We start from the raw sequence: 13,171 nt of genomic DNA, 5'->3' as shown, positions 1-13,171 counted from the left end.
AGAATTAGCAAGCTCCGCAGGCCCACGCAATTATGCTCGATACTGTCCGCGACTTGGCTTTGCGCGCGCCCCGCGCAACGGCTATGCGCTCAGGCCATGAACGACGTTGCGATCAGCATCCAGAATCTCTCCAAAACCTATAAGGGCGGCAAGCAGGCGCTTTCAGGCGTGACGCTGGATATTCCCCGGGGGCAGATATTCGGCCTGCTCGGGCCCAATGGCGCGGGCAAATCGACGATGATCAACATATTGGCCGGACTGGTCACCAAGAGCGGGGGCAGCGCCGCCATCTGGGGCTTCGACATCGATCGCCATCCGCGCAACGCGCGCGCCTCGATCGGCATCGTGCCGCAGGAAATATTGTTCGATCCCTTCTTCACGCCGTTCGAGACGCTGGAAATCTATGCCGGCCTCTATGGCGTGCCCAAGGCGAAGCGCCGCTCGATGGAACTGCTGCGCGCTGTCCATCTCGCCGATAAGGCCAATGCCCCCGCGCGCACGCTTTCGGGCGGCATGAAGCGGCGGCTGCTGGTGGCCAAGGCGCTGGTCCACGCGCCGCCCGTCCTCGTGCTCGACGAGCCGACCGCCGGCGTCGATATCGAGCTTCGCCAGCAGCTCTGGGCCTATGTGCGCGAATTGAATGCGCAGGGCACCACCGTCGTCCTCACCACCCATTATCTGGAGGAAGCGGAGGAGCTGTGCGATCGCATCGCGATCATCAACCATGGCCGCCTCATCGCCAATGAGCCGACCCGCGCGCTCGTCGGCATGGCGCAGGAAAAGGCGGTGGAAGTGACCGTCGACCGCGACCTGACCGAAGCGCCCACCGCCTCCTGCTTCGAGAAGATCGAGCTCAAGAGCCAGCGCACCGTGGTCATCACTTACTCCAAGGACAAGGTGAATGCGGGCGAGGTGCTGGCGGCGCTGCAATCCGCCGGGCTCGGCATCGTCGACGTCTCGACCCGCGAGGCGGACCTGGAGGATGTGTTCCTGAATCTCACGCGCGCGGGCGCGCCGGAACGCGCAAATGCCTGATCACTCCCATGACGTCGTCGTGATCGGTTCGGGCGCGGCGGGGCTTACCGCGGCGCTCAACCTGGCGGATCATCATCGCGTCGTCGTGCTTGCCAAGGCCGGCATTTCGGAAGGCTCCACCGCGCGCGCGCAGGGCGGGATCGCGGCGGTGCTGGAGCCGGGCGACACGTTCGAATCGCATATCGAGGACACGATGACGGCCGGCGCCGGCCTCAACGACCGACGCACCGTGGAATTCGTCGTCGAAAACGCCCCCGCCGCGATCGAGCGGCTGGCCGAGCTCGGCGTGCCCTTCAATCCGGGCGAGCAGCAGGAACGCTGGCACCTCACGCGTGAGGGCGGCCACAGCCATCGCCGTATCGTCCATGTCGACGACGCGACCGGCTGGGCGGTGCAGCAGGCGCTCGAACGGGCGGCGATCGCGCATCCGAACATCACGCTCGTGCCCGACATGGCGGCGATCGACCTCATCACCGGCCGGCATGGCGTGCGCTATTCGGGCGACGGCCATGTCTGGGGCGTCTATGCGCTCGATCGCGCGACGGGCCAGGTGGAACCCTTCACCGGCCGGGCGACGATCCTCGCGACCGGCGGGGCGAGCCGCGCCTATCTCTTCTCCACCTCCCCGCGTGGTGCCACGGGAGACGGGATCGCCATGGCCTGGCGGGCGGGCTGCCGCATCTCCAACATGGAGTTCAACCAGTTCCACCCGACCTGCCTGTTCCACCCGGAGGTCAAGAATTTCCTGATCACCGAGGCCATGCGCGGCGAGGGCGGGCAGCTCAAACTGCCCACCGACGGCCATCGCTTCATGCCGGATTTCGATCCCCGCGCCGAGCTCGCCCCGCGCGACATCGTCGCCCGCGCGATCGACCATGAGATCAAGCGGCTGGGCCTAGACTATGTCCATCTCGACATTAGCCATCGCCCGCCCGAATTCATCGAGGCGCATTTCCCGACCATCGCCAAGCGGCTGCTGGAAATCGGCATCGACATCAAGACGCAGCCGATCCCGGTCGTGCCCGCCGCCCATTATACCTGCGGCGGCATCGTCATCGATCGCCATGGGCGAACCGACCTGCCCGGCCTCTATGCGGCCGGCGAATGCACCCAGTCGGGCCTGCACGGCGCCAACCGGCTCGCCTCCAACTCGCTGCTCGAATGCTTCGTCTTCGGGCAGAGCGCTGCCGAGCATATCAAGGCCAATTGGACGGATCTGCCGCCCCCGCCGCTGATCCGCGCCTGGGACGAAAGCCGCGTGTCCGATTCGGACGAGGATGTCGTCGTCCAGCATAATTGGCGCGAGATCCGCCGCTTCATGTGGGACTATGTCGGCATTGTGCGCACCACCAAGCGGCTGGAGCGCGCGCAGCACCGCGTCGCGCTGCTCCGCCAGGAAGTAGCCGAATATTATGGCAATTATCGCGTCACGCCCGACCTGATCGAGCTGCGCAACCTCGTCGAGGTTGCCGACCTGATCGTGCGCTCGGCGCTCCACCGCAAGGAGAGCCGGGGGCTGCACTATACGCTCGACTATCCCGGTCTGCTGCCCGAGGCGGTCGACACGGTTCTGGTGCCCTGAATCCCGCTGCCCCTGCCCTGCGCAGGGGCGACGATCTTTCGCTTATTCCAAGAACGCCCGCATCTCGCTCCGGAAGCGCGCGGGATTGTCGAACATGATGAAATGCGCGCTGTCCGGCACGCGGACCAGCTTCGCGCCCTTCAGCCCCGCGAAGGAGAATTTGTAGAATCCGTCCACCTGCGCATCGCTCAGCGGCACACCGCCGGGCGTCACATAGAGTATCGTCGTCGGCACGGTGACATGGGGCAGTTCGGGGCGCAGATCGGTGACGATCAGCTCGCGGAAGCTGCGCGCGGCGACATCCGGGTCGCTCTTCACCCCCTCCTCCACCGCCGCCGGCCGTTCGCTCTCCGTGCGGATCATGCCCCCGATCGTCTGGACGATGCGGGCGCGGCGCGCATCGCCGGTCGAGGCCTTCAAGCCCGCCGCAATCTGGTCGGCAATCGGCCTGACGCTCTCGGCCGTAGTGCCGGGCGGGCCGAACAGCGCGCCCATGAAGGGCAGCATATCCACCACCATCAGCCGGGAGAGCGACGCCGGGTGGCGCGCGGCGATCATCATGCCGATCGTGCCGCCCATCGAATGGCCGATCACCGCCGGCCTCTTCAGCTTCGCATCATCGATATAGCGCGCAATCTCCTCCGCGACGCCCGCCGCCACGTCGCCGCGCGCATTGCCGCCCGCGGGCACGCCCGCAAAACCGCGCACATGCACCAGATGGTAGCGATAGCCGGGCAGCGCCGCCACGGTCGATTCCCACATTCGCGGCGCGGAGCTGAGCCCCGGGATCAGGATCACATCCGGCCCCTTGCCTCGTGCCTCGACGATGATGCGATCGGACGCGAAAGGCGCCCTGGCATAAGCCGGAACGGCCGAAAGCGTGGCGCAGGCGATACTCGCGGCCAGGAAAAATCTGCGGTTCATATCCTCTCCCCTTTATCCGTCTCGTTATGCCCTGCCTCGCCGCTGGCAAGCGGAGCGCGGCCTTGCTACATCGCGGGCCTTCATGACCACGAACCATCTCTATCTCGTCGACGGCTCGGGCTATATCTTCCGAGCCTATCATCGGCTGCCGCCGCTCACCAACCGGCATGGCGTGCCGGCTGGCGCCGTCTATGGCTTCACCACCATGCTCTGGAAGCTGGTCGACGATCTCCACAAGGCGGACGGGCCGACGCATCTGGCGGTGATCTTCGATGCCTCGTCCAAGACGTTCCGCAACGATCTCTACGACAAGTACAAGGCGCACCGGCCGCCGCCGCCTGAGGATCTCGTTCCCCAATTCCCGCTGATCCGCGATGCCACCCGCGCCTTTTCGGTGCCCTGCATCGAACAGCCGGGGCTGGAGGCGGACGACATCATCGCCTGCTATGCCAAGGCCGCACTCGCCAAGGGCTGGCAGGTGACGATCGTTTCCTCCGACAAGGATCTGATGCAGCTGATCGAGCCCGGGCTCGACATGCTCGACACGATGAACAACCGCCGCCTCGGCGCGGACTATGTGGTCGAGAAATTCGGCGTGCCGCCCGCGCAGCTCGGCGAGGTGCTGGCGCTGATGGGCGACAGCGTCGACAATGTTCCCGGCGTGCCGGGCATCGGGCCCAAGACCGCATCGCAGCTCATTCAGCAGTTCGGCGATGTCGAGGCGGTACTCGCCAATGCGGAGACGATCACCAAGCCCAAGCTGCGCCAGTCGCTGATCGACCATGCCGCCAATGCGCGGCTTTCGCGCGAGCTGGTGCGGCTCGTCTGCGATCAGCCGCTGCCCGAGCCGCTCGACGATCTGGCGCTGAAGGGCCTGCCGCCCGAGCCGCTACGCGCTTTCCTGGAGGAACAGGGCTTCCGCTCGCTGCTGCTCAAGGTCGGCGGTCCCTCGGCCGAGCCCGTGTCTGCGCCCGCCGCGATCGCGGAGGAGGCGGAGCCGCCCTTCGTCCATAAGGAGTATGAAACGGTTGTCACCGAGGAGGCGCTCGACCGCTGGATCGCGGACGGGTTCGCGGCCAGCATGATCGCGGTCGATACCGAAACGGACCATATCGACTGCATGCGCGCGCGGCTGGTGGGGGTGAGCCTCGCCACGGCGCCGGGCAAGGCCTGCTACATCCCCGTCGGCCACACCGGCGACGGGCTGCTCAGCGAAACGCCCGCGCAGCTTCCGCTCGATCTGGTGCTGACGAAGCTCAAGCCGCTGCTTGAGGATCCGGCGACGCTCAAGATCGGCCAGAATCTGAAATATGATCTGGTCATGCTGCGCCGCAACGGCGTCGATGTCGCGCCTTATGACGATACGATGCTGCTCAGCTATGATCTCGATGCCGGGCTCACCGCGCATGGCATGGACGATCTCGCGATGCGCCATCTCGACCATGCCTGCATCGAGTTCAAGACGGTGTGCGGCACGGGCAAGAATCAGATCAGCTTCGACAAGGTGCCGCTCGACCGGGCGACCGAATATGCCGCCGAGGATGCGGATGTGACGCTCCGCCTGTGGCGCAAGCTCAAGCCCCGCCTGTCGCCAGAGGCGGCGACGCGTGTCTATGAGCTGGTCGATCGCCCGCTCGTGCCCGTCGTGGCCGAAATGGAGCGCGCCGGCGTGCATGTCGATCGCGAGGAGCTGGCGCGCCTGTCGGGCGAGTTCGCGGGCGAGATCGCCCGGCTGGAGGCGGAAATCCACGCCCTCGCCGGCAGCCCCTTCACCATCGGCAGCCCCAAGCAGCTGGGCGAGATATTGTTCGATCGGCTCGGCCTGAAGGGCGGACGCAAGGGCAAGACCGGCGTCTATTCGACCGACGTGAACGAGCTTGAGCGGCTCGCCGGCGACGGCGCGGAGATCGCCGCCAAGGTGCTCGAATGGCGCCAGCTCGCCAAGCTCAAGAGCACCTATACCGACGCGCTCCAGGCGCAGATCAATCCGGCCACCAACCGCGTCCACACCAGCTTCAGCCTCGCCGTCGCGCAGACCGGGCGGCTTTCCTCCACCGATCCCAACCTGCAGAATATCCCGATCCGCACCGCGATCGGCCGCCGCATCCGCGACGCCTTCGTCGCCGCCCCCGGCAAGCTGATCCTGTCAGCGGACTATTCGCAGATCGAGCTCCGTCTCGCCGCGCACATGGCCGAGGTGCCCGCGCTCCGCGACGCCTTCGCCAGAGGTGAGGACATTCACAACCTCACCGCGATGGAGCTGTTCGGCGAGGTCAACCGCGAGACGCGCGGGCGCGCCAAGACGATCAATTTCGCGATCCTCTACGGCATCTCCTCCTGGGGGTTGGCCGGGCGGCTGGGGGTCGATCGCATCGAGGCGCAGGCGATGATCGACCGCTATTTCGATCGTTTCCCCGGCATCAACCGCTACATCGCCGAAACGCTCACCAAGGTGCGCGAGCAGGGCTATGTCACCACCCTTTTCGGCCGCAAGACGCATCTGCCCGGCATCCGTTCGTCCAAGCAGGGCGAGCGGCAGGCGGCCGAGCGCCAGGCGATCAACGCGCCGATCCAGGGGACGAGCGCCGACATCATCAAGCGCGCCATGGTCCGCATGGGGCCCGCGCTCGCCGAAGCCGGCCTGGCCGACGTGACAATGCTCCTCCAGGTCCATGACGAGCTCGTCTTCGAGCTGCCCGAGAGCGATGTTCCCGCCGCCAGCGCGGTGATCCGCCGCGTGATGGAGACGGCCGCCGAGCCCGCCATCCGCCTTTCGGTGCCGCTCGGCGTCGAAATCGGCACGGGCCATAGCTGGGGCGCCGCGCATTGACGGCGCATCCGGCGCGGGGTGCGCCGCCGCCGCTCAAGCCCGGGGAGGACATCGCCGTCCTCGCCAAGGGCGGCCGCACCAACTTCTTCGGCTTCCTGATCCGGCTGGCGGCGCGGCTGCCCTTCCTGTTCGTGGCGGGCCGCATCTATGGCGCGGACGCGCTGGGCCGTTTCGCCTATGCCGTGATCGTCGTCGAATTCGCCGCGCAGATCGCGACGCTCGGCCTCAAGCGCGGGCTGGCTGAGCAGCTTTCGGGCACCGAGCGGCCGCATGTCCATGTCGTATGGGATGCGATGCTGGTCGCCGCCCTCGCCTCCGCGATCGCGGCGGGCATACTCGCCCTCTTCCCGCAGATGATGTTCCCAAACAGCGACATGTTCGGGTCGGAAGCGCTGCTTCCGCTCACCATCTTCGCGCTCGCCTGGTCGGACATAGCGCTCTCCGCCCTCGCCTATCGGCGGGATATCGGCGCCACCGTCATGGCGCGCTCGATCGTCGAGCCCTGGACGATCAGCATCGGCGCGCTGGCGCTGAGTTGGTATTCGCTGCGCGACGGGCTGATCCTGTCCTATGTGCTTTCGGTGGTCGCGGCGCTCGCGGCCTCGATCTGGCCCTTGATGCGCAGCTACGGCCGCCCACGCGGCTGGCGGCCGCAGCCGAGCCGGCTGCTCGGCATCGCCAAGCGCAACGTGCCGCTCGCCGCCGCGGACGCGATCGAATGGGGCTCGCGCCGGCTCGACATCGCCATACTCGGCCTGTTCTTCTCGCCCGCCATTGTCGGCATCTATTATGTCGCGCAGCAGGTCGCCTCGCTGCCGCAGAAGCTCAAGACCAGCTTCGATCCGATATTGGGCCCCGTCATCACCCAGAATCTGGAGGCGGGGAACAAGGCCGCCGTCGCCAAGCAGGTGCGCCAGGTGGGCTTCTGGATTCTCGCCGCGCAGACCGGCATCGCGCTCGCGCTCGGCATTCCGGGCGAGGCGGTGATGGGCCTTGTCGGCCCCACCTTCGTCAGCGGCACGGGCGCGCTCGCCTTCCTGCTCGCGGCCGAGGTGGTGGCGGCCACCGCCGTCGTCTCGGAATCGGCGCTGATCTATGTGGCACGCAAGCGCAACCTGCTGATATCGCTCGGCATGATCGGCGTGCAGGCGGGGCTGAGCTTCGCGCTGGTACATGGCATCCATGCAGCACTGGACGGGCATGTGCCGATGCGCGACGACCTGTTCGCCGCCGCCGGCCCGGCGATCGCGATGATGCTCGCGCTCGGCCTCGCCTCGATCCTCAAGGCGCGCCTTCTCGCCCGACTGCTCGGCGCGCCGGTGCAGGGCTGGCGCTGGGCGCTGGTCCATGCCGCGATCGTGGGAGCGGCGGTCGGCGCGGCCGCGACACAGCTTCCGGAATGGGCCGAGCTGATCTTCGGCATCCCGCTCATCCTGCTGAGCTATGGCGCGGTGATCTGGTATCGCGGCTTCACGCATGAGGATCGCGTCCTTTTCCGCATGAAATCGCCGGGAAAACCTGCCTCCAGCTGAGGCGATGGTTCTCATCCGCGTCCGCCTGTCCTAGAGGTGGGCGATGGACAGAAGCGACGTCATCATCCTCGGCGGCGGGCTGGTCGGCCTGGCGCTCGCCACCGCGCTCGACGCGCATGGCCTTTCGAGCATCGTCATCGATCCGGCCGATCCGGTGGCGACGCTCGCCATCGGCTTCGACGGGCGCGCCTCGGCGGTTTCCAGCGCCTCCTGGCGCATGCTCGATGCGATTGGCGTGGGCGAGCGGCTGGCGCCCTTCGGCTGCCCGATCGAATCGATCCGGGTGAGCGACGGCCTCTCCCCCCAGGCGCTGATCTTCGACCCGAGCGCGGAGGAAGGCCCGCTCGGCCACATGTTCGAGAATCGTATCCTGCGCGGCATGCTGCGCGCCTCGGCGGAGGAAGCCGCCAATGTCACGCTGCTGATGCCCGCGCGCGCCGAGCGGGTGGAGCGCGACGGCACGGGCGTGACGGTGACGCTCACCGACGGCCGCATGCTTCATGCCCGATTGCTGGTCGGCGCGGAGGGGCGCAATTCGCCGACGCGCGACACCGCCGGAATCAATGTCGCGCGGTGGCGCTACGATCATGCCGCGATCATCGCCTCGATCGGCCATGAACGGCCGCACGGGCAGATCGCGTACGAAATATTCTACCCCGCCGGCCCCTTCGCCATGCTGCCACTGCCGGACGATGAGAGCGGACCCCGCTCGGCGATCGTCTGGACGGTGAAGGCGTCGGATGCGCATGCCATGCTGAACCTGCCCGACCGCGCCTTTCTGGCAGAGGCGGAGAAGCGGATGGGGCGCATGCTCGGCGCGCTCCGGGTGGCAAGCCCGCGCAGCGCCTATCCGCTCGGTTTCCATCATGCCGCGCGGATCACAGGCGAGCGGCTGGCGCTGGCCGGCGATGCGGCGCACGGCATCCATCCGATTGCGGGCCAGGGCGTCAATCTCGGCTTCCGCGACGCAGCGGCGCTGGTCGAGGTGCTGGTCGATGGCGCGCGGCTCGGCCTCGATCCGGGCGATGCGCAGCTCCTCGCGCGCTATGAACGCTGGCGGTCGCTCGACACCTTCATGGTTGCCGCCGCGACCGACGGGCTCACCCGGCTGTTCGGCATACCCGGCCCGGCGGCGGCCGCCGTCCGCCGCTTCGGGCTGGGAATGGTTCAGCGCCTGCCCCCGCTCAAGGCGCTGTTCATGGCGGAAGCACGCGGCGAATCGGGCGAGTTGCCCAGGCTGCTGCGCGGACAGCTGGTCTAATCGTTGCCCCTGCGGAGGCAGGGGCAACGGGGAAGTTTATGGCGCAACCTGCCTTGCTTCCTCCACCAGCATCACGGGCACGCCATCCCGGACCGGAAAGGCGAGTCCCGCCGCCTCGGAGATCAGCTCGCTCGCCTGCGCGTCATAGCGCAGCGGCCCGCGCGTGACGGGGCAGACGAGGATCGCAAGCAGATCGGGGTCGAGACCATCGTTCATTGGAGCGTCGTATCATCCTCGTCGCCGCGCGCGAAGAAATTGAGGAACTGGACGAGCAGGTCCGCCCGCTCCGCGATCGTCGGCGTCTCCAGCAGCGCCTGCTTGGCGGCGACATCGAAGGGCGCGATCTGGGCAATGCCGTTGACGAGCGCTTCATCGTCCAGCCGGCTCACCGCATCCCAATCGAGCACATAGCCGCGCGCTTCCGCGAACCGGCGCGATTCGCGCTCCAGCTCCGCGCGCAGCACGCTCGCCAGCGGCGGCGGCGGGACACTGTCGTCAAAGCCCTCGAAGCTCGCCTCGATCTGGCGGAAGGGGGTGGCGGCGTCGATCTCGCTCAGCAGACGGAAGCGGGTCAGCCCTTCCAGCACGATGTTGAACCGGCCGTCATCCAGCGCCTCGACCTTGGCGATCCGGCCGACGCAGCCGACATCGAACAGCGCGGGCGGCTCGTTCCGGTCGCGCGGCTGGATCATGCCGATCCGCCGATCGCGGGCGAGTGCGTCCGTCACCAGCGCGCGATAGCGCGGCTCGAATATGTGCAGCGGCAGATGCGAACGCGGAAACAGCAATGCCCCGCCCAGAGGGAAGATGGAAAGCCGGTTGCCGCTCGACGCCATCAGGTGAACAGCACGGCGGAAAGACGGCGGCGTTGCGCGCTGACCCAGGGATCCTCAAGCCCGACCGCGTTGAACAGCGTCAACAGCCGCTGACGCGCGGCGCCCTCGTTCCAGTTGCGATCACGCGCGATGCTGGCAAGCAGCACGTCCGCCGCCGCATCCCTGTCGCCGATCGCCATATAGCCGCCGGCCAGCCGATAGGCCGCCTCATGATCGTCCGGATCGGCCGCGACCTGCGCCGCCAGCCCGGCGAGATCGTCCACCGGCTGCGCTTCCTTCGCCAGCGCCAGCGCGGCACGCGCCTGGGCGAGCGCCGGATCCTTGGCCTTGTCCTCCGGCACCGCGTCGATCAGCGCCTGCGCCTCCTCCGCCCGCCCCGCGGCGAGCAGCGCGCGCGCATGGCCCGCGATCACCGCCGGCTCCTCCGGCGCCATCTCCGTGATCTGCGCGAAGATCGACACGGCGCGCGCCGCATCGCCCGCGGCGAGCACTTCCTCGCCCATCACGACCAGCGACGCGATGTCGGCCGCCTGCTCCTGCTCCGGCGCCTGGATCGGAAGCTGGCGCAATATCTGGTCGAGCATCCGGCCGAGCTGCGACTCGGTGCGCGCGGGCGTGAGATCGGCGACGAGCTGGCCCTGGAACACGGCATAGACTGTGGGGATGGATTGCACGCGAAACTGCGCGGCAATCATCTTATTCTCGTCGACATTGATCTTGGCGAGCTTGACGCCCTTGGCCGCATAATCGGCCGCGACCTTTTCCAGCACGGGCGTCAGCGTCTTGCACGGCCCGCACCATTCCGCCCAGAAATCGAGGATCACGAGCGACGTCATCGACGGCTCGATCACGTCGCGCTTGAAGGCCTCGATCGCATCACGGTCGGCCGCACTCATTCCCAACGTCGCCACGCATTGCTCCCTATATTCCTTATGCCCCTTATGTGGGCGTGCGCGCCGTGGTGCCAAGCCCCGGGGGGATCAAACCCCGTCGAACAGCCCGTCCTGCCCCGCCTCGGGCGGGGGATTGAGGCCGAGATGCTTCCATCCGCGCGCATTGAGGCAGCGTCCTCGCGCCGTCCGCGCGATCAGCCCGAGCTGGATCAAATAGGGTTCGATCACTTCCTCGACCGTGTCGCGCGGCTCGGAAAGCCCCGCCGCCAGCGTCTCCACGCCCACCGGTCCGCCGCGATAGATGTCGGCAATCATGTGGAGATAGCGCCGGTCCATTGCGTCGAGGCCGAGCCCGTCCACCTCCAGCCGGTTGAGCGCGGCATCGGCCACCTTCTCGTCGACGATCGCGGCACCCGCGAAATTGGCAAAGTCGCGCACGCGGCGCAGCAGCCGGCCGGCGATGCGCGGCGTGCCCCGCGCGCGCCGCCCGATCTCGCGCGCGCCATCGGGAGAGATTGGCAGGTCGAGCAGCCCGGCGGCGCGGCGCACCACCTGCTCCAGCTCGTCCACCGTATAGAATTGCAGCCGGACCGGAATGCCGAAACGGTCGCGCAGCGGCGTGGTGATCAGCCCCTGCCGCGTGGTGGCGCCTACCAAGGTGAAGCGCGGCAGGTCGATGCGCACCGAGCGCGCCGACGGCCCTTCGCCGATCATCAGATCGAGCGCGCGATCCTCCATCGCCGGATAGAGCACCTCCTCCACCGCCGGCTGGAGTCGGTGGATCTCGTCGATGAACAGCACGTCGCCATCCTCGAGATTGGTGAGCAACGCCGCCAGATCGCCCGACTTGGCGATCACCGGGCCCGACGTGGCGCGGAAGCCGACCCCCATCTCGCGCGCGATGATCTGCGCGAGCGTGGTCTTGCCGAGGCCGGGGGGCCCGAAGAACAGCACATGATCGAGCGCATCGCCGCGTTCGCGCGCCGCATGGATGAAGATGCGCAGATTCTCGCGCGCCGCCTTCTGGCCGACGAAATCCTCGAGCGACTTGGGCCGCAGCGCCGCGTCCACATCCTCGGGACGGCGGCTAGTAGTGAGCAGGCGATCGGTATCGGTCATGGAGAATCAATAGCCTAAAGCCCAGCATAAATCCCCCTCTCCCCTCGGGGGAGAGGGCTGATTATCACTTCGCCGCCTTGCGGAGCGCCAGCCGCACCAGCGCGTCGAGGCTGGCGCCGTCGCCCAACTCCTCCTCGGCCGCCGCTACCGCCGCCGATGCCTCGGCCGGGCGGAAGCCGAGATTAGCGAGCGCCGACAGCGCATCGGCCGAGGCTCCGCCGCGCGCCACGGGCACCGCACCCGCCGGCCCGAGTGCCACGCCACCCACCTTGTCCTTCAGCTCGTTGACGATGCGCTGGGCGAGCTTGGGACCTACGCCGTTAGCACGCGCGACCATCGCCCGGTCCCCGCCCGCCACCGCGCGCGAAAGCTCCAGCGGATCGAGCACCGAGAGAATGGCGAGCGCCAGCCGGCCACCGACACCCTGAACCGAGGTCAGCAGGCGGAACCAGTCCCGCTCGCTCGCCGATCCGAAGCCGAAGAGGGTGATCGCATCCTCGCGCACCTGCATCTCGGTGAAGATCGTCACCGATCCGCCGACGGGCCCGAGCGCGCCCAGCGTACGGGCGGAAAGATGGACGAGATAGCCAACGCCACCGACATCGACCACGGCATGGTCCGCCGCCGATTCGGCCAGCCGGCCGGCGAGACGCGCGATCATGCGACGATCCTCGCCCGGGCCTTTGCGGAAGCGAGATGATGCGCATGGGTGATTGCCACCGCCAGCGCATCCGCCGCGTCCGATCCGGCGATCTTCGCGCCGGGCAGCAGCCGGGCCACCATCGCATGCACCTGCGCCTTCTCCGCCGCTCCGGTTCCCACCACCGCCTTCTTCACCAGCCGCGAGGCATATTCGCCTACCCTTATCCCGCTCCGCGCGGCAGCGAGCAGGATCACGCCGCGCGCCTGGCCGAGCTTCAGCGTCGATTGCGGATTGGCGTTGACGAACACCTCCTCCACCGCCGCGCCATCGGGCCGATGCCTGAGCAGCATGTCCACCAGCGCGTCGTGCAGCGCGACCAGACGGTCGGGCAAGGGCGCCGCGGCGTCCGTCCTGATCTGGCCGTTGGCGATGTGGCCGAGGCGGTTGCCGTCCGCGGCGATCACGCCCCAGCCGGTGCAGGCCAGCCCCGGATCGAGGCCGATCAGGATCATGCCT

At 67.8% G+C, this 13,171-nt stretch carries 12 protein-coding genes; 5 read left to right on the top strand and 7 right to left on the bottom strand.

Features of this window, described 5'->3' with window-relative positions:
* Nucleotides 1-96 precede the first annotated feature (96 nt).
* A complete protein-coding gene (locus CLG96_RS10225) occupies nt 97-1,035 on the top strand; it encodes an ABC transporter ATP-binding protein (protein ID WP_107967788.1) in 939 nt (312 codons plus the stop codon).
* Nucleotides 1,028-2,617, top strand: coding sequence for an L-aspartate oxidase (gene nadB, locus CLG96_RS10220; protein ID WP_107967787.1), 1,590 nt, complete (start codon nt 1,028-1,030; stop codon nt 2,615-2,617). Before CLG96_RS10225 ends, nadB begins: the two co-directional genes overlap by 8 nt.
* A 42-nt stretch (nt 2,618-2,659) precedes the next feature.
* Here nadB and CLG96_RS10215 read toward each other — a convergent pair whose 3' ends face one another.
* The gene (locus tag CLG96_RS10215) at nt 2,660-3,541 is read right to left on the bottom strand and encodes an alpha/beta fold hydrolase (protein ID WP_107967786.1); all 882 of its coding nucleotides are present in this window, start codon (nt 3,539-3,541) and stop codon (nt 2,660-2,662) included.
* Nucleotides 3,542-3,623: 82 nt separating this feature from the next.
* Between CLG96_RS10215 and polA the strand changes: the two genes are divergently transcribed.
* Genes polA through CLG96_RS10200 form a run of 3 tightly spaced genes read left to right on the top strand, consistent with a single transcriptional unit; the run spans nt 3,624 to nt 9,164 of the window.
* Nucleotides 3,624-6,371, top strand: coding sequence for a DNA polymerase I (gene polA / locus CLG96_RS10210; RefSeq protein ID WP_107967785.1), 2,748 nt, complete (start codon nt 3,624-3,626; stop codon nt 6,369-6,371).
* Nucleotides 6,368-7,903 (top strand): lipopolysaccharide biosynthesis protein, encoded by a 1,536-nt coding sequence (locus CLG96_RS10205; RefSeq protein WP_107967784.1) that lies wholly within the window; start codon nt 6,368-6,370, stop codon nt 7,901-7,903. Before polA ends, CLG96_RS10205 begins: the two co-directional genes overlap by 4 nt.
* Before the next feature lie 43 nt (nt 7,904-7,946).
* Nucleotides 7,947-9,164: a UbiH/UbiF/VisC/COQ6 family ubiquinone biosynthesis hydroxylase gene (locus tag CLG96_RS10200; RefSeq protein WP_107967783.1), complete on the top strand. Its 1,218-nt coding sequence runs from the start codon at nt 7,947-7,949 to the stop codon at nt 9,162-9,164.
* A 36-nt stretch (nt 9,165-9,200) separates the two neighbouring features.
* On the opposite strand, the gene CLG96_RS10195 is transcribed toward CLG96_RS10200, so the two are convergent.
* The 6 genes from CLG96_RS10195 to ruvC form a co-directional block, all read right to left on the bottom strand.
* The gene (locus CLG96_RS10195) at nt 9,201-9,380 is read right to left on the bottom strand and encodes a Trm112 family protein (RefSeq protein ID WP_107967782.1); all 180 of its coding nucleotides are present in this window, start codon (nt 9,378-9,380) and stop codon (nt 9,201-9,203) included.
* A complete protein-coding gene (locus CLG96_RS10190) occupies nt 9,377-10,000 on the bottom strand; it encodes an LON peptidase substrate-binding domain-containing protein (RefSeq protein ID WP_107967781.1) in 624 nt (207 codons plus the stop codon). Before CLG96_RS10190 ends, CLG96_RS10195 begins: the two co-directional genes overlap by 4 nt.
* Nucleotides 10,000-10,896 (bottom strand): tetratricopeptide repeat protein, encoded by an 897-nt coding sequence (locus tag CLG96_RS10185; RefSeq protein ID WP_107967780.1) that lies wholly within the window; start codon nt 10,894-10,896, stop codon nt 10,000-10,002. Before CLG96_RS10185 ends, CLG96_RS10190 begins: the two co-directional genes overlap by 1 nt.
* A gap of 84 nt (nt 10,897-10,980) precedes the next feature.
* Nucleotides 10,981-12,012 (bottom strand): Holliday junction branch migration DNA helicase RuvB, encoded by a 1,032-nt coding sequence (ruvB, locus tag CLG96_RS10180; RefSeq protein ID WP_107967779.1) that lies wholly within the window; start codon nt 12,010-12,012, stop codon nt 10,981-10,983.
* A gap of 64 nt (nt 12,013-12,076) precedes the next feature.
* A complete protein-coding gene (gene ruvA, locus CLG96_RS10175) occupies nt 12,077-12,673 on the bottom strand; it encodes a Holliday junction branch migration protein RuvA (RefSeq protein WP_107967778.1) in 597 nt (198 codons plus the stop codon).
* The gene (gene ruvC / locus CLG96_RS10170) at nt 12,670-13,167 is read right to left on the bottom strand and encodes a crossover junction endodeoxyribonuclease RuvC (RefSeq protein WP_107967777.1); all 498 of its coding nucleotides are present in this window, start codon (nt 13,165-13,167) and stop codon (nt 12,670-12,672) included. Before ruvC ends, ruvA begins: the two co-directional genes overlap by 4 nt.
* Nucleotides 13,168-13,171: the final 4 nt, after the last annotated feature.

This window comes from Sphingomonas oleivorans (genome assembly GCF_003050615.1).
GTDB classification, from domain to species: domain Bacteria; phylum Pseudomonadota; class Alphaproteobacteria; order Sphingomonadales; family Sphingomonadaceae; genus Sphingomonas_H; species Sphingomonas_H oleivorans.
Note: the sequence above shows the minus strand (reverse complement) of the source record. Positions and strands in the feature narration are given on the sequence as shown.

Excerpts from the sequence above, each read along its gene's own strand:
- CLG96_RS10195 (WP_107967782.1), bottom strand. The coding sequence starts at position 9,380 with ATGAACGATGGTCTCGACCCCGATCTGCTTGCGATCCTCGTCTGCCCC.
- CLG96_RS10190 (WP_107967781.1), bottom strand. The coding sequence starts at position 10,000 with ATGGCGTCGAGCGGCAACCGGCTTTCCATCTTCCCTCTGGGCGGGGCA.
- nadB (WP_107967787.1), top strand. The coding sequence starts at position 1,028 with ATGCCTGATCACTCCCATGACGTCGTCGTGATCGGTTCGGGCGCGGCG.
- CLG96_RS10215 (WP_107967786.1), bottom strand. The coding sequence starts at position 3,541 with ATGAACCGCAGATTTTTCCTGGCCGCGAGTATCGCCTGCGCCACGCTT.
- CLG96_RS10225 (WP_107967788.1), top strand. The coding sequence starts at position 97 with ATGAACGACGTTGCGATCAGCATCCAGAATCTCTCCAAAACCTATAAG.
- ruvA (WP_107967778.1), bottom strand. The coding sequence starts at position 12,673 with ATGATCGCGCGTCTCGCCGGCCGGCTGGCCGAATCGGCGGCGGACCAT.
- ruvC (WP_107967777.1), bottom strand. The coding sequence starts at position 13,167 with ATGATCCTGATCGGCCTCGATCCGGGGCTGGCCTGCACCGGCTGGGGC.
- polA (WP_107967785.1), top strand. The coding sequence starts at position 3,624 with ATGACCACGAACCATCTCTATCTCGTCGACGGCTCGGGCTATATCTTC.
- ruvB (WP_107967779.1), bottom strand. The coding sequence starts at position 12,012 with ATGACCGATACCGATCGCCTGCTCACTACTAGCCGCCGTCCCGAGGAT.
- CLG96_RS10185 (WP_107967780.1), bottom strand. The coding sequence starts at position 10,896 with ATGAGTGCGGCCGACCGTGATGCGATCGAGGCCTTCAAGCGCGACGTG.
- CLG96_RS10200 (WP_107967783.1), top strand. The coding sequence starts at position 7,947 with ATGGACAGAAGCGACGTCATCATCCTCGGCGGCGGGCTGGTCGGCCTG.